This is a genomic window from Shewanella sp. MF05956, from assembly GCF_059758055.1.
On the sequence record NZ_JCAYNV010000014.1, the window covers coordinates 83983 to 106482 of the forward strand.

Consider the following 22500-nt stretch of genomic DNA (forward strand, 5'->3'; position numbering starts at 1 on the left):
TTCAAAGAGAATTTCCAAACTGATAATAACATTGCCATATATGGCTAGGTTTATTGAAGGGGTTTAAAGAGATTGCTAGTCAGTTACCTGGTGAGGGTAAGCAAGGGCAATTTGACCTAATCTATTATAACGAAAAGACGGGACAAATTATTACCGTTGAAGCAAAAGGTGGTGGCTCAACACTGGGCAGTCGTAAAGGATTAGATGGAAGGCAAGTGCAGCAAGGCACACCAGAATATCGCGATAGTATCATTAAAAATATGCGTAAGAAAACACAAGATGCTTTGGACGACGACCGCTATGGCAATGATAAAGCGTTCACCAAGCAAGTTGATGATTTAGCGGAGACAGTTGATAAGCTTGAAGATGCTAAAAAAGATGAGCTTATTTCATCGAAAAAAGTTAGCCAAAAATTACATAAAGATGGCTCGTTAGCCAAAACAAAAACCAGTGATTTTAGCAATACCTACACTGAAGCAGAGACGGAATACAATACATGATATCAAGACATTTTGAAGCAAAAAAAATAGAGCGTATAATTGATAAAATTAATAGATACGAAGAGTTACTGCTTAGAGGCATCAACACTATTAAAACTAAAAACTCTCAAGGTGTTTTAGGTGGCTCTATTCAAGATGCCATTGATGCCTTTGGTGATGCGGTGTTAGCTGATGTGCCCCATCAAAAAATTGTGCGCTATTTACAACATATTAAAGAGTTTGGTTGTGCCAATTATGCATTTGCTTGCCGGCAAGGTGAAACCTTTGATGTAACTATTAATAATGATACTTTTGCGTTAACAGGTGGCCCTGCGGGTGCTTATTTACATACAGATGTGTGGGAAAAAGTATTTTATGCAGCGGTAACACTGCGTGACAAAAAAGCGATAGAGCAACTTATTCAAGTACCTAAAAGTGTGTTTGATAAGGCAAACATTAAAGCTGATGCATTTGATACTGCGCTTATTAATTTAATGAAGGGTTTATTTGAGCCTGAAGCCAATATGGGGGACTTACTTGAGGCGGCATTAATTGCGGCTGACCCTAATGCAATAGCGTCTGGTCGTCGCAGTTATGTACAACATATTTTGTTGCCTTTGATGCCAGTATACCGCTGTATTTACACAGCCAACGCACAAGATGAATTTAATGAAGCTATGGTAGAGGCGTTAGAGGCTCATAAAAAATATTGGAAAAAAGATAAAAGGGAGCAGCAAGGGTGGATATCACTCCCATTGATTGCTGCTGCTAGCCATGCTTATGATATTAAAGGTTACCAGCTAACTGTTGAAACTGATTACATTCCTGATTTTTTAGTGAAAAATGACTTTGACGTGACAGCGCCGTAAACCTCAATGATTATAAAGGACCGTCTAAATGTCTACCATATTAATGAGTCAGACCCTGGTGGTATCCCTGTCGATTCATTTATACCCCTACAACTACTCGGCATGGCGTGCATGTGGCATGACATGGGTAATGAAGTAACGGTTGAAAGTGATTCACTTCCGCGTTTTTTGATTGAAGGTAAATACTTTTAACGGGTTAAGATGGAGTATTTTCGATAGTGAAGAGCAAATTAACTGTAACGATACCCTTGTATACATCTACAGACTTTTCCCGTTATACCAAAAAGAAATCGAGTTTGAAAAGCAATATGGGATAGCAGCATTATTCAAAAAGTTTGACCTTGAAGGCGTAAGCCGATAATTAGATAATGTTGGACTAGAAATAAATAGTTTTTCCCAAACTCCTAATCCATATTGCAGATCAATGTCATTAAAATGGGCGGCATGTTTTATCGTTGTAAGCTTCAACCTCTTCCATAGGAAACAAAATGCTAAAACTAAATAATTATGATTTCGAATTTGAAGAACTTTTTGAAGATGCACCTCTGGTAATTGAGGTCAGGCTTGCTGATATTAACGATCCGTTAGCTTCTCAAGAAGATAAAGAAGAAGCAGCACAAATACTTTCAAGCGAGTATCAAGAGCTTGCATATGCATACTACGTTTTAGAAAATTATGAGGAAGCTAAGTGTTATTTAAAAAAAGCAGCGCCATTTGCTTATTTAACAGGCTTTGACTCGGAACTAAAAGGACACAACAATGAGTGGACAATCCAAGAGGAATTAAATGTTGCCTTGTTGTTTGGTGATAAATCAATAATAAGCCAATTACGTGAGCATGCAGATGACTTTACAACCAGCAGCGTGACGAAGAAAGCTATTTTTTTATATGATCATTTACTCATCAAAATAGGTACAGGCAAAGCACTGTCGACAAACGAAATCGAAAATGCGCTCACTGAGGCGAAATCAACCAAAGATAAAGATGTTCAGCAGTATATTGTCCCACTAATTGAAGCCATTAAAGGCCTTAGTATAGGAGATAGTGAGTTATGGCAATCAAGCATAGACAAAGTTATTGCGTGGCACGCTGATGAGTGTAAATACGGTGACTATAAAGAAGATGGTAGAGCAGTGATGTCATTGAATGCACTTAGTATGGCTAAATTGGGTAAAGATATGCATGGCTGGCAGTGTACAACTGATTCACTTTATTTACCTTTATATTTAATTAACGATTAAATTTCTGAACACTAAACACCTAATAATAGAGAGACATTTATGAGTAATCTAATCCATTTATTTTTGGCGCAGTCTGCAAGATGTGTTCGGTCAAAGGGTAATACCCCCTAAATATAGCCACTAATGTGGCAGTGAAACCTGAAGAAGAGGTCTTATTGAAATCCGGTACGAAATTCTGAGTACTAGCTCGTGAGAAAAATATTAACGGCATAAATGAAATTATTTTAGAAGAAATTTGAGAATTATTATGTATAAAATACACTCTTTGATACTTGAAATGAGGGAAAGAGAGAAGAAAATCCCCAACGATCTTCGGTTTCCTTTTATGACAAATAAGTTGAGTGGTTCTAGAGAGCCGCATAAAACTCAATGGATGTCATCGTACTTTGTTTTCCGGATTGCAAAACCGACTCCTACAGACCAAGAGTGTAAAGGATACTATCAACGTATTAATGTTGATAGTGAAGATGATATTAATCGTTTTAGAGGCGCTTTAATCGGTTGTGCGATTGGTGATGCGTTAGGCACTACCGTTGAATTTAAAGCACCTGGTTCTTTTCCGCCCTTAACCGATATTGTTGGTGGTGGTCCATTTAATCTAAAAGCAGGTGAATGGACTGATGACACAAGTATGATGTATTGCTTGGCACATAGTCTTATTAGAACTAAGCAGTGTGATTTAAAAGATCAAATGGACTTATATTGTAGATGGTGGCAAGACGGGGTATTTAGTGCAACAGGAAAATGCTTTGATATTGGTAATACAGTTGTATCTGCTTTAAAACGTTACCAGCAAACAGGCGACCCTTTATCTGGTGATACAACTCCAATGTCTGCGGGGAATGGCTCCCTCATGCGGATTGCCCCCATTCCTATTCGTTACTTTAATAGTTTTGACAATACGATTAAGTACGCAGCGTTAAGTTCAATGACAACTCATGGTGCAATTGAAGCTGTTGATGCATGTAGATATTTTAGCGGCCTCATTTGGGGCGCGTTACATGGGATATCAAAAGATGAATTACTTGATGGGTTATATACACCTATTGATGAGTATTGGGAACAAAATCCACTTTGTGATTCGGTACTCAAGTTAATAAAAGAAGAAGAATACAAGAACAAAAAAGCAAAAGATATTCGAGCGAGTGGATATGTAATGCATACCTTGGAAGCTGTATTATGGGCATTTTTCCATAGTGATTCATTTGAAAAAGGTGCACTGTTAGCGGTTAATTTAGGTGAGGATGCAGATACAACTGGAGCAGTATATGGTCAACTAGCAGGGGCCTATTATGGTGAAAGGGTTATTGATTTTAGATGGGTTCGTAAAATAAAAGAAAATCATTGCTTCTATTTAAAAGCTGAAGAGCTGAAGGACATAATCATCTCAGAAAGAGCAATTTAAAATAGTTATAATTTAATTTATTAATAATATGGCCATTCACTCTAATTGGCCTTTTTCCAGATTTCACCTTTTATTAAAAACGACAATGACAATGACAAGGGTAATACGATGTCATCAATAAAAATACATATTATTGCAAGGGGTTGAAGACAGGGCAACCGCATGAGTGTGCATTTTTTGCTCACAATGAATGTTTTCAGTATAGAATCACTTCCAATCATTCTTGAGGTGATAAAATTCCGAACAAATGTAGTTTGATAAATACACTCAATTTGTTCATAAAACGTTCGCGATCTCGCCCTGGGGTTGAAGATGATAAGAGAGCATTTAAGAACAAAAGATTACTATAACGATAGAATTGAATTCAGGTTAAAATCTATTGAAAAAAAGGTAAGTAAAATTGAATCGGATGGAAAATTTACCAATGACGTAAAGATGAGAAATTCTTTTCGACTAGTCAGTGACTCTATGTATTTATTACATCAAAAATATTCACGCGGTGATGAACTTTCATCTCTAAAGCCAGATCTACTCAAAGCGTTAGAGTATCGTCAATGGCAAAAAAATTATGCTGATGCATTACCTGATAACGAACAAGCTGAGCGTACAGGTTGGGAAGAAATTCGAGAAGATTACTTAGAAGAATTCCTGAAATGGCTAAGTTTTGCTTACTGTTTGGATATGGGTAAGGAGTATTACCTACATATGTTAGCTTTAATTGCTAATCAAGGTCTTGACTCATTATTGGATAAAATTGCCGTTGAGATGGGAGATTTTGAACGTGAAGTATCCAAAGAATTACTTTTTAAAAAGCGGTTTAGCAAGCTTTATAAAGTTATTGAAAGCGAGCCAGAAGCACGCCCTACCTTAGTAAAGGCATATTTAGATGCTTGGTATAAGCTAGAAGGAAGCCCTGATTACCATTTAATGGACACCGATGCCTATATAGGCTACTGGTGTTGGGAGGCTGCCTTAGTCGTTAAGCTTTATGACATTGACGATAGCAGTTTTATCGATCATGAATACTATCCAAAAGATTTAGTACATTGGCAAGGTAGCTCAAATAAGTAGAGAAGTGACGATACGAGATATTTGAAAGAATAAAAAACTACTAATTCGCAATAAAAAAATGGAAGCCTGTCAGTAAAAGCATTAAATATAAATGCAAGCATAATAGTTAAAGCACTTGAGTTATAAGAGAACAAATCATGTTACGAGATACCTTAAAAAATAAAGCATATTATGATGAACGTGTAGCGTTTAAAAAAGAATGTATTGCAGAGGATGTTGAAGAAATTAAATATGATGATACTGATTCAATAGAAGTAAAAATGAAAGGCTCGTTTAGGCTAGTCAGTGACTCTATGTATTTATTACATCAAAAATATTCACGTGGTGATGAACTCTCAACACTAAAGCCAGATCTACTCAAAGCGTTAGAGTATCGCCAATGGCAAAAAAATTATGCTGATGCATTACCTGACAATGAACAGGCTGAGCGTATAGGTTGGGAAGAAATTCGAGAAGATTACTTAGAAGAATTCCTGAAATGGCTAAGTTTTGCTTATTGTTTGGATATGGGTAAGGAGTATTACCTACATATGTTAGCTTTAATTGCTAATCAAGGTCTTGACTCATTATTGGATAAAATTGCAGTTGAAATGGGTGATGTTGAGCGTACAGTATCTAAAGAATTACTTTTTCAAAAGCGTTTTAGTAAACTTTATAATGTTATTGAAAGTGAACCTGAGCAGCAACCTGAATTATTAAAAGATTATCTAGACGTTTGGTATAAGTTAGAGGGAAGTCCTGATTATCACTTGATGAGTACAGATGCTTATATAGGTTATTGGTGCTGGGAGTCTGCATTGGTAACAAAACTGTACAATATTGATGACACCATTTATCTTAATCATCCTTATTACCCAAAAGACTTAGTGCACTGGAATGGAGAGTAAGTTAATGGCTGTTAGGGATAAACGTCGAAATATTCAATATTTCGAAGAGTTAGTCACTGAATTTGAGATTAAAATGCAGCTTACACAGAATCTGTTACACCCTCTACCTGTAGTAATTCAATAGTTCCTTAGCATGGTTTATTTAACACTGTGTTTAAAAGTCAAATCTTAACATAAAACAGGCAGATACATGGATTTACAACTAACCATACAAACGACTCACCTGGGTTTTGACTATGATATAGAGCTGCATAGTTGGCATCAAAAACTATGTGCTTATAGAGTATTTAATAACACTGAGCGCAAAGAGTTATTAGAAGGTGGGCTAGGGTTAGGACTTAACTTCATCACTCAGTTTGCATTAGGTGATGAATGGTTGGCGCAAATTCCCGAGCAGTATATTTCAATCACGAATGCTTTTCCTGAGCATCAGTATCAGCTTTTGTGGCTTGCCGCTAATAGTGAACAAGCCGCGCAATTGCTATTAATGCGCCCATTATTATTAGTGCTTATTTGTGAGCAGTACTCAATTGATAATGAAAAGGCATTAGCATTGAGTCAGCTAGGACAACGCGACATTCTGAGTGAACTCGGATACGACAATTCGAAAGCCACACTCAAATTTATCGACAAGCTAACACTCAAGTTTGATAGAGATATAGAGTTAAAGTTTTTGAAAAAACTGTTAGACAAGAGAATGTGTCGTTACAAAGTTTTTAAACATCATCAGGTAATAAACTATTTGACCATAAGCCTGGATAACCGATACCCATTTCTAACCTGCACAAAATTGGGCCATGCTATAGCAAATGATAAAAGTATCAAAAGAGGGCCGTTACGTGCTTGTTTGGCTGACACCATAGCACTTGGTTTAGCGCTCGGAATAAATGAGCCTGCTAATAGAATTGGCCAGCTTTCGTCATTTGATGAGCTTGAAAGATTGCATCAACAATGGATTGATCAACGTAATGATATTGAAAGATTGGAACACAGGCCAGTTGATGCTGATGCACCATATCCACAATTGATCGCGAGTGAGCCTAACTTTCCCGCAATAGATAATTATGATGCGCTTATTAATGAAGGTATGACTCAAAAGCATTGTATTGCTGTTTATCACAATCGAATTGTATCAGGACATTATTTCGCGTTTAAAATGGATCTCCCACAAAGAGTAACCATTGGAGTGAAAGTCAATAAACGCATTGGCATACTTGAATTGGACCAAATCAAGGGAATACGCAATGCAATCGCAACTAATGAAACCCAAGAGTTAGTCTATGCATGGTTTGAGAGAGTGAAGAAAATCTATAAGCAAGGTTATGATCATCAGGTGGAGTTAAAAACTTAGTTGTCTAATTCACAAACTCTGGCTTTGGTGATTGCAAAGATGCGTTTCAACAATTTCAACATCACATCACCAGGCAAACTCGATTGTCTAACAAAGATACCGTCGTAAAACATGCACAAACACATCAAAAAAACATACCACGTGTTTTATTAAAGTCAGGTGGTGAAAACTGGCATAAAAAGCGCTCTGATGTATAGATTTGAACCTAAAAGGTAATAATTCAAAGTTGAATCGAGTTTAAGTTATTGATTAATAATGGCTTAAAGTCCCAGTCAAAAGTTGACACAAAAGTCATTTGGTTTGACAAGCCACAAACAGGTTATCAACTCATAAACACAAATATCCTATTTAACATAATATACATTGTGCGCATAGTTATGTGCAGGTCATATATGCGTATATTTGCTGTTATGTTAAATATCGAGATTGTTAGTTATTTTATGGTTCCTGTACGTATAGCGTAATTTATCGCATCAGCACGATGTTTAAAATCGTGCTGAGATTGTCTGCTTTAACTTTTTACTACTCATACGTGGCAATTATTTAATTTCAGCAAGATGATTTAAGGGTTTGTTTGCTGCACTTTGATGGCGTTCAGTCTGTGTTGTGTGTAAATACTGTGATGTGGTATCGATACTTTCGTGGCCGGCATCTGCTTGTACATGTGACAATGGACGCTGATTAATATTGATGTCGTGCGTAATACCTGTGTGGCGAATGTTGTGTGCAGTAAGCTTACGCATTAATTGGCTGTCGTGATCGAATCCATCTTTTGCTGCGTTGTCGGCTGCTAGATTGATTAACTTATCGATTTCATCTCGTATGTGTCTTATCCCTAGATTGGCATTGACGCTTCCAGATTCTCGTCCGTGGGCAGCGGCTTTGTGTCTGATAAAGATAGGATGTTGATCGTTAATGTTGGGTAAATCTGTTAAGCCTAAATATTGCCGGTATTGAACAAGGCTTTTAAGTAATACTTTGGAAATGGCGATGTTGCGTGCTTTGCCGCTTTTAGAGAATGGCACGTGAAAATACCAAATGCTTGAATGTGGGTCTTGCCTGAATTGACTCATTATGGGTGCATAACCTGCACGTGCACTGATTTCAGATATACGTAAATAGCAGCTATATAATAGTGTGATTAAAAATAAACTACGTTGATGTTGCTCTGGCTGCTTGTGGGCTAATTGCTCAGCGGTGCTGACAACATAGGACCATTGTAATTCAGTAAAAGCATGGTGATTGTTGTCTTCGTCCAGGGTGAATTTACGTTTAATGGCAAAACGGCTGTGCTTGAGCCATAGCTGTGCTGGGTTGCGCTCGGTATATTCTTCACTAATTAAGTAGCCATAAAATGATGATAATATTGCTACTTTTGTCTTTAAAGCATTGTCACTTAATTGATATGGCAGGCATTTACCAAGTTGTTTTTTGCCTATAAATGGCCGCCATTGCACATTGGGAATTCGTTCGCCGCTGGCTTTATCTAGTTTAAATTGTGCCACATTAAAGTAGCCAATTAAGTTGTTTGGTGGTGATTGACAATAATCAATGTATTTGGCGATGTCTTTGCGTGTGACTGCGATTGGTGACAATGAAACGACATCAAAACACCAATGCAAATAAGTTGTCATCTCGCTACGGTACGCTTTATAGTTGTTTTCTGACTGTTTTTGTTCAAATAACCAGTCGGCACAATGTTCAATAATGAGGCCTGCATCTGCCACTTTATCGATTGAAATGCGGGTTATGTAATGGTTAACGAATGCATTACCTTGCAATACATGATCTGCAGCGTCAAAAAGTGGTAATACTGGCGGTAGCGGCTCTGTTGTCATTACGATAGCTTTTAATTTTAGGTTATTGATTATATGTATATTATAGCCAATTATGCTTGATGCCGATAACGTTATTTATCGGCATCAATTGATGTGACTCGCTGATGCACTTAGCTAATAATGGAGGTTTGAAGGTTAATGTCTTTGTCGTATATGGTTTGTTCTGTTGACCTGGGCTTCTCGGATAATGGGCAATTTTGTTGGCACTGTGTTTTTTGACAACTCCACAGGCATAATTGCCATAGAGTTTGCTTACTGTCACGGTCTAAACATTGTAAATCGGCTGCGCATAAATGCCCTGCTTTAATCAGTTGTGCTACTTTACTGCTTTCTATCGCTACATTGATTTTGGCCATATCGCCTTCCTCATCGTCACATCATATATTTTATAATACATTGTTGAGAATGATTATCAATTAGATTGTTGCGTGTCATTATCGTTTTGTGAACTTTATCGAGCAATACGCCCTGCTTTGTCAGCCATTATTTATAAAGAGATACCTATTAGGGTTTCAATTGCAGAAAACATGGGCTGCAAACCAACCTGGTTGATATCAACGAGATTGTGAGGATTTTTTATGAGATAGCTGACAGCTGATGATTGCTTCACTCACCGTCTAGTATCAAATGCAGCCCTCACTCTTTATCGTTGCTTCATATATTATCGGCAATTTTTTAAGCTTACCTGCCCTGGTGTTATAAGGGTAAGCACTGAACATTTACGTTACCTGTTTTATCCAGTTTGTGCTTGCACTGTTACTTACACTCTATAGATGCACTATCATATGCACTATCATATGCACTATCATATGCACTATCATATGCACTATTACATGCACTATTACCTACATTCTTGCTGATACTATTAATTTGGATTATCGGCTAGAAAATCATAAATGAGGGTTCGCTGTTGATTTTGATAATCAAACATAACGAATGCCCGCCAAACCATATAATTACTGCTGCATGAGCCAAAAATAAGTGTGCCGTGTGCTTCATTGTCTGTTACAGAAGATAATGAAACAGGTATAACACCCATAAACATATCTCTCCCTTCTATTCTCATTGAAATATTAGTGATCGCTTGTGTTGATTTTAGCGTAATATTTATTGGTTTTTCGCTCGGAGTATGCACCGGATCGATCATTAAGCCGACGCTGATATCTGCAACGTTCTTGCTACATTCTCCTGTGGAAAATTGACATAATGTAAGATCTTCTGCAAAAGATGTTTGGTCTGTATTTTTTTTATTGTCACATGCCACTAAAAACATTGAAGAAATGACTAGTGTCGAGATTTTGATTATTTTATACACGAGGATTAACCTTTACTCATTAATTGATAACATTCTCTTATAGACCTTGATCTAGATCAACTTTGATGCATGTTGTGAAGTATCTTTTTTGACTCAGCTCAAGTATCATTACACCGCCTCGTGATAGAGACAATAAACTCGAGGTAACACATTGACAAATAGCTGTAAAAATAGTCAACACTGGCTAGTTTTGTAACCATTTGTCAACTTAACAGGTAAAGCTCGCTTTGCTAAATATTAAAGTATAAGTAATAAGCCGTGGAAGCATTATGATGAACCATTCCCAGTCTACAGGCGCTGATTACAATTACACTATTGTTCGCCAATTCGCATTAACCACAGTTTTGTGGGGAATCTTTGGTATGGCAGTAGGTGTATTTATTGCGGCTCAGTTAATCTGGCCACAACTGAACTTCGACACACCTTGGTTAACGTTTAGTCGTTTACGACCTTTACATACCAATGCGGTGATTTTCGCGTTCGGAACATCAGCCCTTTTCGCTACATCCTACTATGTTGTGCAACGTACTTGTCAAGTCCGTCTATTTGCGCCTAAATTAGCCGCATTTACATTTTGGGGTTGGCAAGCCGTTATTATTGCAGCTGCAATTACACTACCTTTGGGTATTACCCAAAGTAAAGAGTATGCAGAATTAGAGTGGCCTATTGATATCGCGATTGCGATTATTTGGGTGAGCTATGCAATTGTCTTCTTTGGCACAATCGCTAAACGAACTACGTCACATATTTATGTGGCTAACTGGTTCTTTGGTGCCTTTATTATCACTGTTGCTGTATTACACATTGTTAACTCAATGGTTGTACCCGTTAGTTTGACTAAGTCATACCCTATATATTCTGGTGCGGTCGATGCAATGGTTCAGTGGTGGTATGGTCATAATGCGGTAGGCTTCTTACTTACTGCCGGTTTCTTGGGGATGATGTATTACTTCGTACCTAAGCAAGCTGGTCGCCCTGTGTATTCTTACCGTTTGTCTATTGTTCACTTTTGGGCATTGATTGCGTTATACATTTGGGCCGGTCCTCACCATTTACATTACACTGCCCTTCCTGACTGGACTCAGTCTTTAGGTATGGTGATGTCATTAATTCTATTCGCACCTTCTTGGGGCGGTATGATTAACGGTATTATGACCCTGTCTGGTGCTTGGCATAAGCTACGTACAGACCCAGTATTACGTTTCTTAGTTGTTTCATTGTCTTTCTATGGTATGTCTACCTTCGAAGGCCCAATGATGGCAATCAAAACAGTAAACGCATTATCTCATTACACTGACTGGACTATTGGTCACGTTCACTCTGGCGCGCTAGGCTGGGTTGCAATGGTGTCAATTGGTTCGTTATATCACTTAGTTCCTGTGTTGTTTAATCAAGGCCGCATGTATAGCACTTCGCTTGTTAATGTGCATTTCTGGTTAGCGACTATCGGTACGGTGTTGTATATCGTAAGTATGTGGATTTCTGGTGTTATGCAAGGCCTTATGTGGCGTGCAGTAAACTCTGACGGTACGTTAACGTACAGTTTTGTTGAGAGTTTAGAAGCATCTTATCCATTCTACTTCGTCCGCTTTATCGGTGGTTGTTTCTTCTTAACTGGTATGTTGATTATGGCTTATAACGTTATTCGTACCGTTAAAGCGCCTAAAGATTCACTACCTGCTATTGCAGAAGCTTAAGGAGCAGATTCGATGAAATTTAATCATGAATTAATTGAAAAGAACGTCGGCCTGCTAGCCATTTTCACTGTTATCGCCATTAGTTTTGGTGGTTTGGTGCAAATTACGCCGCTAATTTTTCAAAAAGACACGACTGAAGCGGTTGAAGGTTTGATCCCTTACACTGCGTTACAGATTGAAGGTCGTGACGTTTATGTCCGTGAAGGTTGTTATAACTGTCACAGCCAGATGATCCGTCCTTTACGTGCTGAAACTGAACGTTATGGGCATTACTCTGTCGCTGGCGAATCTGTTTGGGACCACCCTTTCCAATGGGGTTCTAAGCGTACAGGTCCTGATCTTGCTCGTGTTGGTGGTCGTTACAGCGATAAATGGCATGAAGTGCATTTAATGAACCCACGTGATGTGGTGCCACAGTCGAACATGCCTGGTTTCCCTTGGTTAGCTGAAAATACGCTAGACGGTGAACTCACTGGTGACAAGATGACTATCTTACGTAACCTGCACAAAGGCGGTTATAAAGGTAATGATCTTTACACTGATGAAGAGATTGCTGGCGCTCAAAAAGCGGTTGAAGGCAAAACTGAACTACAAGCACTAATCGCGTATTTGCAATCTTTGGGTCACGCACTCAAGTAGGAGGCAATAATGGATTACGGTACTTTTCAAGGCATTTTAACCATTATTGTCATGGTGACGTTTGTCGGGATCTTTTACTGGGCATACAGTAAGCACAGCAAGTCGAAATTTGACGAAGCGGCTAACTTAGTATTTTCAGACGACGAACTGGCTAAAATGTCTAAAGACTCAGGAGAGCAGAAGTAATGATTATGAGTAACTTCTGGAGCATTTGGATTTCTGTACTGACGATTGTGGTCATTGTTGGTTGTTTTATTCTGCTTAAGCTAGTGAATAATAATTACACTGGTGTAGAAGAAGGCAAATCAATGGGCCACAAGTTTGATGGCATTGAAGAACTCAATAACCCGCTACCAAAGTGGTGGGCTTATATGTTCTATCTGACTATCGTGTTCGGTGTGATCTATTTAGCTCTATACCCAGGCCTAGGTAACTACAAAGGTCTGTTTGGTTGGACAAGTTCTAACCAAAGTATTGGTACTGAAAATGGTATTAAAGCCGATTCAGCAGCAGCACTTGAAGCCGCAAAAGCAGAAAACCGTTTATCACAGTATGACCGCGAAGTGGCCCATGCTGATGAAAAATATGGTCCTATTTTTGCTGCGTACTTAGCAACTCCGTTAGAAGAGTTAGTTAACAATGAAGAAGCATTGAAAGTGGGTGGCCGTTTGTTTTTACAAAACTGCGCTCAATGTCATGGTTCGGATGCGCGTGGCGGTAAAGGCTTCCCTAACCTTACTGATTCAGATTGGTTATACGGTGGCGATTTAGCCACTATTAAAACCACGTTAATGAATGGTCGTAACGGTATGATGCCGCCTAAAGGTGGTTTACCTATCGAAGACAGCGAGATTAAAGGTCTTGCTGAATACGTCATTAAACTGTCTGGTGGTGAACACGACGAAGCATTAGCTGCTCAAGGCCAAGGATCGTTCATGAAAGGTTGTTTTGCGTGTCATGGTATGGACGCAAAAGGCAACAAGTTCATGGGTGCCCCTAACCTAACGGACAATGTTTGGTTATATGGCGGAAGCCGTGGCGTTATTTCTGAGTCAATCATTAACGGTCGTGCCGGTGTTATGCCTGCATGGAAAGACATTCTCGGTGAAGAGAAAGTTCACGTTATTGCTGCTTATGTTTATAGCTTATCAAACAAATAGTTATCAATAGCTAAATATAAGGCCTCGAGATAATCGAGGCCTTTTTTTTAAGTGATTATTAAGCTGTTACGCGTTAAAATACTGCGGTAAATTTTTACACTATATTTAGGATGTATCATGTCGAATCAACCCCCTTGGTATAAACAATTTTGGCCTTGGTTTTTAATCGTTTTACCAATGTGTGCCGTTATTGCCAGCTTAACCACATTAAAAATTGCGTTAGATAATTCTGACTCTTTGGTTGCTGAAGAATATTACAAAGAAGGCAAAGCCATTAACATGGACTTGCGCAAGATAAAATATGCGCAGCAAATAGGCATGAAGTTTTTAGTTAAAGTCACTGACCAAGAGTTACAAATCACTCAACAAGGTGGTCCTGAATATCGTGCAGCGTTAAATGTCCGTTTTTATCACCCAACGATTGAAGCGAACGATTTCAGTTTAAATGCGACTGCTGATGCTAACTATGTTTATCGCATTCCTTTAGATGCTGCAATCAAAGGCCCCTGGGAAGTACGTATTGAAGGTTTTGATGCAAAATGGCGAATTCAACAACGTATCGAAATTAAAGATGACGTTGAATATTGGCTTAATTAATTTATGACCTCTTGTTTCCATTGTAATGAACCCGTTCTCACTGGCGAGCAATTTACAACCATAATCAACGGGCAAGCACAACCTATGTGTTGCCCTGGCTGTCAGGCTGTGTCTCAAGCTATTATTGATGCAGGATTAACGAGCTATTATCAGTTCCGAAGTGAGCCAGGTAACCGCCAAACCGCATTAGTACCAGAGCAGTTAACCCAATACAGCGCGTACGATCTGCCTGAAGTTCAGCAAGACTTTGTTCATAAGCAAGGTGAAATCGACTCTACCTCATTATCAATTGATGGCATAACCTGCGCTGCTTGTGCCTGGTTAATTGAACACAAACTCAAGCCAATTAACGGGGTAACCAATGTCCTGGTTAATTCAACCACACAACGGGCTATGGTGAGTTGGGATAATAGCACCATAAAATTAAGTGAAATCTTACAACTTATTAGCCAAATTGGTTATCAAGCTGCGCCTTATCAAGTTGACGAGCAAGAAAAACAATCCAAAGCTGACAGCCGAAAATTCTTATTACGACTTGGTTTGGCGGGCTTTGCTACCATGCAAGTCATGATGTTTGCCCTCGCCTTGTACACGGGTTACTTTACTGATTTAGAAGTCGAATTTAGAGATTACTTTCGCTGGGTCAGTTTAATTTTTGCCGCACCAGTCGTGTTGTATTCTGCTCAACCCTTTTATTTTAGTGCCCTGCGCAGTCTGTTAAGTGGCAAACTTAACATGGACGTTTCTGTCTCTATTGCTATTGGTGGCGCGTTTATCGCCAGTTGTGTTGCGACAATACAAGGTAATGGTGAAGTTTATTTTGAATCAGTTTCAATGTTTACCTTCTTTTTATTACTCGGGCGCTATTTTGAGCAAACAGCCAGACAAAGGGCTTCGGTCAGCTCGAGTAATTTACATAAATTAGTACCGTTAACCGCTCATTTAATTAAAGATGGCCAAACCACCGAAATAGCGGCAAAGCAGTTACGCATTAACGATATTATTTTAGTTAAACCTGGTGAAGTTATTGCTGCCGATGCTGTTGTTGTGTCGGGTAAATCTAGTGTCAATGAAGCCATGCTCACGGGTGAACAAATGCCCATCACTAAACAGTTAAACGATAATGTTTATGCGGGCACCATTAATGTTGAGCAACCCATTCAAGTAAGAGTCAATGCATTAGGTCAAGATCAATTAGTGGCCGAAATTATTCGTCTTCAAGAGATGGCATCAAATAACAAACCCGCTATTGCATTGGTGGCAGACCGATTAGCCCGGTATTTTTCCGCAACCATTTTGTCAATCGCGCTCATAACTTATATTGTGTGGTCGTTTATTTCACCAGACGATGCATTCTGGGTCACCTTATCAGTACTTGTGGCTACTTGTCCTTGCGCCCTCGCCTTGGCAACTCCTACCGCTGTTACCTGCGCTACCGCTATTTTTACTCAATTAGGCATCATCACTCGCAAACCTGGTGTGTTTGAAAAATTGACTCAAATAAATCATGTGGTGTTTGATAAAACCGGCACATTAACCTGTGGCCAACTGTCGATTGGTGAAGTTACAGTCGAAAAAAATTATTCACAGGCTCAAGTTTTGGCTATTGCTGCTGCCATTGAACAAGGTTCGTTACATCCCATTGCACATGCTTTTAAACCTTATTTTGATAATCGCTATAATTTTACTGAGCTTGAACACCATGTTGGATTGGGCATTACAGCGACTCTAGACAATCAATCAATAAAGATCGGTAAACATGCGTTTGTATTGCCTCATCAACATCAAAATGTATCGAATTCCAATAACCACACTCAACATTCGCAACTGATTTATTTGTCGATAGACAATCAACTGGTTGCGCAGATTGAAATGCTTGATCAACTGCGAATAGACAGTCAGCAAACGGTTAACCAACTCGCTCAATCTAAAATTGAGTTAAGTATTGCCAGTGGCGACAGCTCCGGGCATGTTGAATATTTAGCGCAAAAGTTGGGGATCACAGATGTACACGCGGGGTTATCACCTCAAGGTAAGCTGCAATTCATTAATCAATTACAACAAACTAAAAAAGTAGCCATGTTTGGTGATGGAATAAATGATGCCCCTGTTTTAGCGGGTGCAAATTTGTCGGTGGCCATGGGGAGTGGCAGTGCGATTGCGAAAAACAGTGCGGATCTCATTTTACTAGGAGATCACTTGTCACGGTTTAACGATGCGATTAATGTAGCTAAACAAGCCCAGCGTATCATCCATCAAAATTTATTATGGGCATTTGCTTATAACGTTATTATTTTACCATTGGCTGTGACTGGACATGTCGCGCCTTATGTTGCGGCAATTGGTATGTCTGTTAGTTCACTGATTGTGGTGAGTAACAGTTTAAGGCTTCTTAGGATAAAACTATGAGTATCATCTACGTACTAATCCCCATTGCAATGTTGTTTGTAATGATTGCCGTAGCCATTTTCTTTTGGGCGGTGAAGTCAGAACAGTTTGATGATTTAGACAGGCAAAGTGTGTCTATATTATTTGACGATGAAGCCAAAAAACCACAACAAGCTGATGATTTAGCCAATAAACCAGAGTAAACAGCGTGATTGAATATAATGTAGGTGGCGCGTTTATTGTTGGCTTAATGGGCGCAGCTCACTGTTTTGGTATGTGCGGTGGTTTAATTGGCGCATTTTCTGCCAATATACCCAACAACGGCCAAAGCAGATTAGCTAACCAGTTAAGCTTTTTATTAAGCTATAACTTGGGACGCATCAGCAGTTATACCCTCGCAGGGGCTTTAGTAGGTGGTAGCGCATCGGCATTAGGACAATTATTTGATGCCGATATCTATTTGTTGTGCTTACGAATTTTTGCCGGCGTTATGATGATATTCACGGGTTTATACATCGCGCAGATTTGGTTTGGTATTGTTCATATTGAGAAAGTAGGCAAGGTTTTATGGCGCTATTTACAGCCATTAACCCGGAAACTATTACCCATTAAACATCCACATCAGGCATTACTTGCTGGAATGGTTTGGGGTTGGCTACCGTGTGGATTAGTTTATAGCACACTCACTTGGTCAGTTGCTTCGGGCAGTGCGCTGCAAGGTGCATTGATTATGTTAGCGTTTGGTCTAGGGACATTACCGGCTTTATTTGCAGCAGGAATGGCAGCAAAAACCTTAGCGCAATGGGTACAAAAGCGTGCAGTGAGATTACTGAGCGGTTTGTTATTGGTGTTGTTTGGTTTACAAACACTCTACATTGCTTTTAATCAGCTAAACTAGTTAGTAACATTAATTTGGTTTAATATAGTAAAGTTTATACAAACTGAGAATGGGTATGACTTCAGAACTAATCAAAGCTCGTCGACCGTCAACTAGCGGATGCGCAATTCATTGCCATGACTGCAGTATGGAAGCCTTATGCATCCCTTTTACTCTTAATAATGATGAATTAGACAAACTCGATAGCATTATTGAACGTAAAAAGCCTATTCAAAAAGGCGACCTTATTTTTAAGTCTGGCGACGGACTCAAATCTCTTTATGCTATTCGCTCAGGTACCATTAAAAGTTACACCATAACCGAACAAGGCGATGAACAAATTACCGGTTTTCATCTTGCGGGTGATGTGATTGGTTTTGATGGTATACATGCGCTGCAACATCAAAGTTTTGCGCAAGCATTAGAAACCTCAATGGTGTGTGAAATCCCTTACGATACCCTCGATACCCTCGCCGGCACCATGCCAAAACTCAGACAACAAATAATGCGTTTAATGAGCAGTGAAATTATGACTGACCAAGAAATGATTTTATTACTGTCGAAGAAAAATGCCGAAGAACGCTTAGCCGCGTTTATTAATAATTTATCTAAGCGTTTTGGTAACCGTGGGTTTTCATCAAAAGAATTTAGATTAACCATGACTCGCGGTGATATCGGCAATTATTTAGGGCTCACGGTTGAAACCATTAGTCGTTTATTAGGTCGATTCCAAAAGGCTGGGTTAATTGAAGTCAATGGTAAATACATCAGTATTGTAGACCATGATGAACTGGCCAAATTAGCTGGCAACTCACGCATCGCAACTTAAAGCTAATTAGTATGATCTACCTCAAAGTTTATTTATTAGTAAACGGTAATACTATAAGCAGTTAATATAAAAACAAAATTCAACAGCTTTGGAGGTTTTATGAAGGATTATAAAAAGATTTTAGTGGTGATTAACCCTACAACTGATCATCAACCAGCATTAGCTCGAGCAGTAGAGCTTGCGAGTAAAAGTAATGCTGTCATCACTGCATTTTTATCTATCTTTGATTTCTCATACGAAATGACCTCTATTTTGTCTAGCCAAGAACGTGAAGCAATGCGCCAAGGCGTTATTGACCAACGCGTTGCATGGTTAGAAAATGCAATTAGTGGGTATAGCAGTAAAAAATTGACCATTAATACTGAAGTGGTTTGGCATAACCGCCCTTTTGAAAGTGTGATTAATTATGCGATGAAAGGGGCTTATGACCTTATTGTAAAAAGTACTCATCAACACGATAAGCTCAAAGCGGTGATTTTTACTCCAACCGATTGGCATTTAATGCGTAAGTCACCTGTTCCTGTGTTGATGGTTAAAGAACACGATTGGCCAGTGCAAGGTAAAATTGTTTGTGCTGTTAATGTTGTGTCGGAAGATGATGATCATCAAACTCTTAATGGTAAAATCATTAATCACGCCCTCGATTTAGCGAAAAAGTTCTCTGCCAGTGTTCACCTTGTGAACGGCTACCCAGGTACACCCGTTAATTTAGCCATTGAATTACCAGACTTTGATGCCAACATTTATAACAATACGGTGAGAATGCAACACGAACAACGTGTGCAATATCTTGCGCAAGCTTATAACATTCCGCTTGAGAATTGTCATGTTGAGGAAGGATTGCCAGAAGATGTTATTCCTGAACTTGCCGCTAAATTAGATGCTGAATTAGTGGTGTTAGGGACTGTCGGTCGCACAGGGTTTTCAGCTGCATTAATTGGTAATACCGCTGAACATGTTATTGATAGCATTAATTGTGACTTATTAGCGATTAAACCTGACGGATATAAATCACCTTTAGAAGATTAGTCGATTAAGAGTAAGCGAAAACCTTTACCCTGCCCTCGATTACTGGAATAATACGCGCCCTGAAACACTTGGTTACTGGGCGCATTTTTATGTCTGAAGTTGAAGTCGATACAATCGCAAAAAAAAATATTACTCGTATGAATAAACTGCAAAAACGTTTGCGCCGCGAAGTCGGTTCTGCGATTGCAGATTACAATATGATCGAAGAAGGTGATCGTGTGATGTGTTGTTTGTCTGGCGGTAAAGACAGCTACACCATGCTAGATATTTTATTAAATCTTCAGCAGCGTGCCCCAATCAAGTTTGAAATTGTTGCGGTAAACCTAGACCAAAAACAACCAGGTTTTCCTGAGCATATCCTTCCAGCATACCTAGACAACATTGGCGTGCCATACCACATTCTTGAAAAAGACACTTACTCTATCGTTAAAGAGAAAGTACCTGAAGGTAAAACCACTTGTGCGTTGTGCTCTCGTTTACGTCGTGGCACCTTATATGGATTTGCCCAACATATTGGCGCAACCAAGATTGCTTTAGGCCATCACCGTGATGACATTATCGAAACGATGTTTTTGAATATGTTTTATGGCGGTAAACAAAAAGCGATGCCACCTAAGTTATTGTCTGATGACGGCGCTAACATGGTGATCCGTCCATTGGCATATTGCCGTGAAAAAGACATCGAAGCTTATTCTGATCTTAAAGAATTCCCGATTATTCCGTGTAACTTGTGTGGCTCACAAGAAAACCTAAAGCGTGGCGAAATTAAAAACATGCTAAAACTTTGGGATAAACAATCACCGGGTCGTATTGAAACCATCTTTACTGCGATGCAAAATACTGCGCCGTCTCAAGGTGTTGACCGTCAGCAATTTGATTTTGTATCGCTCAAGCGCAATCCCGATGCAGAAAAGAAAGGTGATGTTGCAGATGCCGATTTACCGGCTTTTGATTTTGTCGACATCAGTAACAATGGCCATATTAATTTAGATATCAGTAATCGAATTGATATTGTCGCGACGTTCAAGCCGTAATGATTTACGAAGATACATTACTTATTTAATAAAAAAAGCGTTGATTAATATCAACGCTTTTTTTATTGAAATTGATTACACTTTTACATTTAAGGACGAGAGATTGCGATTCATTATACTAAAATTGATTAGTGATTAGTGATTAGTGATTAGTGATTAACGAGGGGACTGACCACATTCGGTTTTTCACTAAATGTAATGTGTGTTAACTGATTTATTTGCTCAAGGCTAAGTGTTAACTTGCCGCTCGAGGGTTGTTGCACATCATCGATAATGATAGTGGTGTCGGCAGTTAAAAATTCAAACGTAATACCGTCAATGGGTTTACGGAAATACTTCATCGGAAAACCTTGTAGGCCATCAAGTAAACGATCCATATCGATATTGAGTGCAAGTAACTCTGCTTGGGTATATTGTTGTTGAGTTGAGCGAGCCCGTACTTGCATTGCAATAGCACATTGATCCGCATTGCCTGCAACAACAATATTAACTAAGCCCCTATCCGATTTTAATTGTGCATCATATGGAATATATAAACGTTGTTGATCTGTATACGTTAAAGGATATGTTTGATTTTCTGTGGTAATACTGCCAGAGGTAATAGTGCAGTCTGTTGTCACAGGAACACTAAACGCTAACTCAACAAGTGGGTAGTTTTGTTTGTTCACTTGCTTTAGGCGATCATAAAAGCCAACGTACTCTAGTGAAACGGTTTCAGCGACGCTGCTACTGGCAACAAATGCGGCCGATAATATAAATAATCCATGACGTAGCGGGCGGTTAAACATTGGCTTGGTTTCCTGTTAAAAAAGATTTGTTATGTTTTAGCATTTCAAGCAGCTCATCAATGTATTCATCCTTTCGTTCAGAATAATTAATCAACCCGAATACTAACTTCTCTGCAGTCGGTTTTATTTTTTGTGCTCGTAAATCAGCACGTATCGAGCGAAATAGTCGATAGGCTTGATTGGTGTTTAAATTAATCATATAGGCAATAATTGAATCTTTGGGCGAATCAAATACCGCCACTTCATGGTTTTTGCCATTGTCTCGTGCTAACGGTACTAAGCCACAGCCTTGAGAAAAGCACCATTGGCCGAAAAAATTATTTCCTTCAACCGCAAAGCGCGAACTTCCCCAGCCACTCTCATTTGCGGCTTGCACCAATACCATGTTAACCGGAATAGTATCAATTCGTTTGAGTAACGGCGTTAACGTGGTGCGAGTTAATGATTTTATATCATACTGATATTTGTTAATAATCGATTGTAAACGTTCAGTATCTGTTTGGTTTAAACCAATGCCGTTATCAATTTGTTCAATCATTGCGAGTAAGAATTGGCGTTCGTGAATAATAATTTGGTTTTGTGCTTCTATAGCGGGTCGTAAGTAGTCAAAAAAGCTTTGTTTTTTTGTGTCTATGTCTTCAATATTGGTAAAATCCGGCATTTTGCCTAAATCAATATTGTGTAACTGCCCTAAAGCAGAATGCGGTGAAGAAGGCGTCGATTTGGGAATGACAAACACTCTTATAGCCAACAATGCAATAACGGCTAAACCCAATGCAAATGTCATTTGACCAATATTGCCTAACTTCAATCGTACCTACCTTATTTTGTATGGTATTAAACGGGATAATTATAACCTTAAAACCCTCATGATTCATCAAAGGCACTTTGCGATTACTCTTATTGAGTCATCATAACGCGATGATCACGAAAGCTTAAAATTAATTACACGTTAATGTCACTAAACGGTTAGAATCGAAGCTATATTTGCGGCGCGCATTCATCA

At 38.9% G+C, this 22500-nt stretch carries 24 protein-coding genes; 19 read left to right on the forward strand and 5 right to left on the reverse strand.

All coding sequences use genetic code 11. From position 1 onward, the window contains the following. Positions 1-53: 53 nt before the first annotated feature. The 8 genes from AC19MX_RS15785 to AC19MX_RS15820 all read left to right on the forward strand — a co-directional run bounded on the left by AC19MX_RS15785 (position 54) and on the right by AC19MX_RS15820 (position 7303). Complete coding sequence (locus AC19MX_RS15785; RefSeq protein WP_432400325.1) at positions 54-500, forward strand: hypothetical protein; 447 nt, start codon at positions 54-56, stop codon at positions 498-500. Continuing rightward, positions 497-1348 carry an immunity 49 family protein gene (locus tag AC19MX_RS15790; RefSeq protein ID WP_432400326.1) on the forward strand — a complete coding sequence of 284 codons (852 nt, stop codon included), beginning with the start codon at positions 497-499 and terminating at the stop codon, positions 1346-1348. The genes AC19MX_RS15785 and AC19MX_RS15790 overlap by 4 nt, the downstream gene beginning before the upstream one ends. Before the next feature lie 6 nt (positions 1349-1354). Continuing rightward, positions 1355-1540, forward strand: coding sequence for an Imm49 family immunity protein (locus tag AC19MX_RS15795; protein ID WP_432400327.1), 186 nt, complete (start codon positions 1355-1357; stop codon positions 1538-1540). A gap of 296 nt (positions 1541-1836) precedes the next feature. Continuing rightward, on the forward strand, positions 1837-2589 hold the full coding sequence (locus tag AC19MX_RS15800; RefSeq protein ID WP_432400328.1) for an Imm49 family immunity protein: 753 nt from the start codon (positions 1837-1839) through the stop codon (positions 2587-2589). A 247-nt stretch (positions 2590-2836) separates the two neighbouring features. After that, positions 2837-3994 (forward strand): ADP-ribosylglycohydrolase family protein, encoded by a 1158-nt coding sequence (locus AC19MX_RS15805; RefSeq protein WP_432400329.1) that lies wholly within the window; start codon positions 2837-2839, stop codon positions 3992-3994. 312 nt (positions 3995-4306) lie between these two features. Next, complete coding sequence (locus AC19MX_RS15810) at positions 4307-5065, forward strand: PoNe immunity protein domain-containing protein (protein ID WP_432400330.1); 759 nt, start codon at positions 4307-4309, stop codon at positions 5063-5065. A 137-nt stretch (positions 5066-5202) separates the two neighbouring features. After that, on the forward strand, positions 5203-5952 hold the full coding sequence (locus tag AC19MX_RS15815; RefSeq protein ID WP_432400331.1) for a PoNe immunity protein domain-containing protein: 750 nt from the start codon (positions 5203-5205) through the stop codon (positions 5950-5952). A gap of 190 nt (positions 5953-6142) precedes the next feature. After that, positions 6143-7303, forward strand: a complete 1161-nt coding sequence (locus AC19MX_RS15820; RefSeq protein ID WP_432400332.1) for a PcfJ domain-containing protein — start codon at positions 6143-6145, stop codon at positions 7301-7303. Positions 7304-7842: 539 nt separating this feature from the next. On the opposite strand, the gene AC19MX_RS15825 is transcribed toward AC19MX_RS15820, so the two are convergent. The 3 genes from AC19MX_RS15825 to AC19MX_RS15835 form a co-directional block, all read right to left on the reverse strand. Beyond that, a complete protein-coding gene (locus tag AC19MX_RS15825; RefSeq protein WP_432400333.1) occupies positions 7843-9141 on the reverse strand; it encodes a tyrosine-type recombinase/integrase in 1299 nt (432 codons plus the stop codon). A gap of 110 nt (positions 9142-9251) precedes the next feature. Then, complete coding sequence (locus tag AC19MX_RS15830) at positions 9252-9497, reverse strand: hypothetical protein (protein WP_432400334.1); 246 nt, start codon at positions 9495-9497, stop codon at positions 9252-9254. A gap of 509 nt (positions 9498-10006) precedes the next feature. Then, positions 10007-10456, reverse strand: a complete 450-nt coding sequence (locus tag AC19MX_RS15835; RefSeq protein ID WP_432400335.1) for a hypothetical protein — start codon at positions 10454-10456, stop codon at positions 10007-10009. A 269-nt stretch (positions 10457-10725) separates the two neighbouring features. On the opposite strand from AC19MX_RS15835, the gene ccoN reads away from it, so the two are divergent. The 11 genes from ccoN (at position 10726) to ttcA (ending at position 20706) form a co-directional block, all read left to right on the forward strand. Further along, positions 10726-12153, forward strand: a complete 1428-nt coding sequence (gene ccoN / locus AC19MX_RS15840; protein ID WP_432400336.1) for a cytochrome-c oxidase, cbb3-type subunit I — start codon at positions 10726-10728, stop codon at positions 12151-12153. A gap of 12 nt (positions 12154-12165) precedes the next feature. Next, on the forward strand, positions 12166-12792 hold the full coding sequence (ccoO, locus tag AC19MX_RS15845) for a cytochrome-c oxidase, cbb3-type subunit II (RefSeq protein WP_432400337.1): 627 nt from the start codon (positions 12166-12168) through the stop codon (positions 12790-12792). A 9-nt stretch (positions 12793-12801) separates the two neighbouring features. Further along, the gene (locus AC19MX_RS15850) at positions 12802-12978 is read left to right on the forward strand and encodes a cbb3-type cytochrome oxidase subunit 3 (protein ID WP_188921498.1); all 177 of its coding nucleotides are present in this window, start codon (positions 12802-12804) and stop codon (positions 12976-12978) included. A gap of 5 nt (positions 12979-12983) precedes the next feature. Then, a complete protein-coding gene (ccoP, locus tag AC19MX_RS15855; RefSeq protein ID WP_432400358.1) occupies positions 12984-13952 on the forward strand; it encodes a cytochrome-c oxidase, cbb3-type subunit III in 969 nt (322 codons plus the stop codon). A gap of 117 nt (positions 13953-14069) precedes the next feature. Then, positions 14070-14549: a FixH family protein gene (locus tag AC19MX_RS15860; protein ID WP_432400338.1), complete on the forward strand. Its 480-nt coding sequence runs from the start codon at positions 14070-14072 to the stop codon at positions 14547-14549. 3 nt (positions 14550-14552) lie between these two features. Further along, positions 14553-16958 (forward strand): heavy metal translocating P-type ATPase, encoded by a 2406-nt coding sequence (locus AC19MX_RS15865; RefSeq protein WP_432400339.1) that lies wholly within the window; start codon positions 14553-14555, stop codon positions 16956-16958. Further along, positions 16955-17140, forward strand: coding sequence for a cbb3-type cytochrome oxidase assembly protein CcoS (ccoS, locus tag AC19MX_RS15870; protein ID WP_432400340.1), 186 nt, complete (start codon positions 16955-16957; stop codon positions 17138-17140). Before AC19MX_RS15865 ends, ccoS begins: the two co-directional genes overlap by 4 nt. A 5-nt stretch (positions 17141-17145) precedes the next feature. Continuing rightward, positions 17146-17835, forward strand: coding sequence for a sulfite exporter TauE/SafE family protein (locus AC19MX_RS15875; RefSeq protein WP_432400341.1), 690 nt, complete (start codon positions 17146-17148; stop codon positions 17833-17835). A 55-nt stretch (positions 17836-17890) separates the two neighbouring features. Then, the gene (gene etrA, locus AC19MX_RS15880) at positions 17891-18643 is read left to right on the forward strand and encodes an electron transport transcriptional regulator EtrA (protein ID WP_432400342.1); all 753 of its coding nucleotides are present in this window, start codon (positions 17891-17893) and stop codon (positions 18641-18643) included. A 99-nt stretch (positions 18644-18742) separates the two neighbouring features. Then, positions 18743-19672 (forward strand): universal stress protein UspE, encoded by a 930-nt coding sequence (gene uspE / locus AC19MX_RS15885; protein ID WP_432400343.1) that lies wholly within the window; start codon positions 18743-18745, stop codon positions 19670-19672. A gap of 89 nt (positions 19673-19761) precedes the next feature. Beyond that, entirely contained in the window at positions 19762-20706 is a 945-nt protein-coding gene (ttcA, locus tag AC19MX_RS15890; RefSeq protein WP_432400344.1) for a tRNA 2-thiocytidine(32) synthetase TtcA, read from the forward strand. Positions 20707-20855: 149 nt separating this feature from the next. On the opposite strand, the gene AC19MX_RS15895 is transcribed toward ttcA, so the two are convergent. After that, the gene (locus AC19MX_RS15895; protein WP_432400345.1) at positions 20856-21494 is read right to left on the reverse strand and encodes a DUF2987 domain-containing protein; all 639 of its coding nucleotides are present in this window, start codon (positions 21492-21494) and stop codon (positions 20856-20858) included. Then, positions 21487-22305 carry a glucosaminidase domain-containing protein gene (locus AC19MX_RS15900; RefSeq protein ID WP_432400346.1) on the reverse strand — a complete coding sequence of 273 codons (819 nt, stop codon included), beginning with the start codon at positions 22303-22305 and terminating at the stop codon, positions 21487-21489. The genes AC19MX_RS15895 and AC19MX_RS15900 overlap by 8 nt, the downstream gene beginning before the upstream one ends. Between the last annotated feature and the right edge of the window lie 195 nt (positions 22306-22500).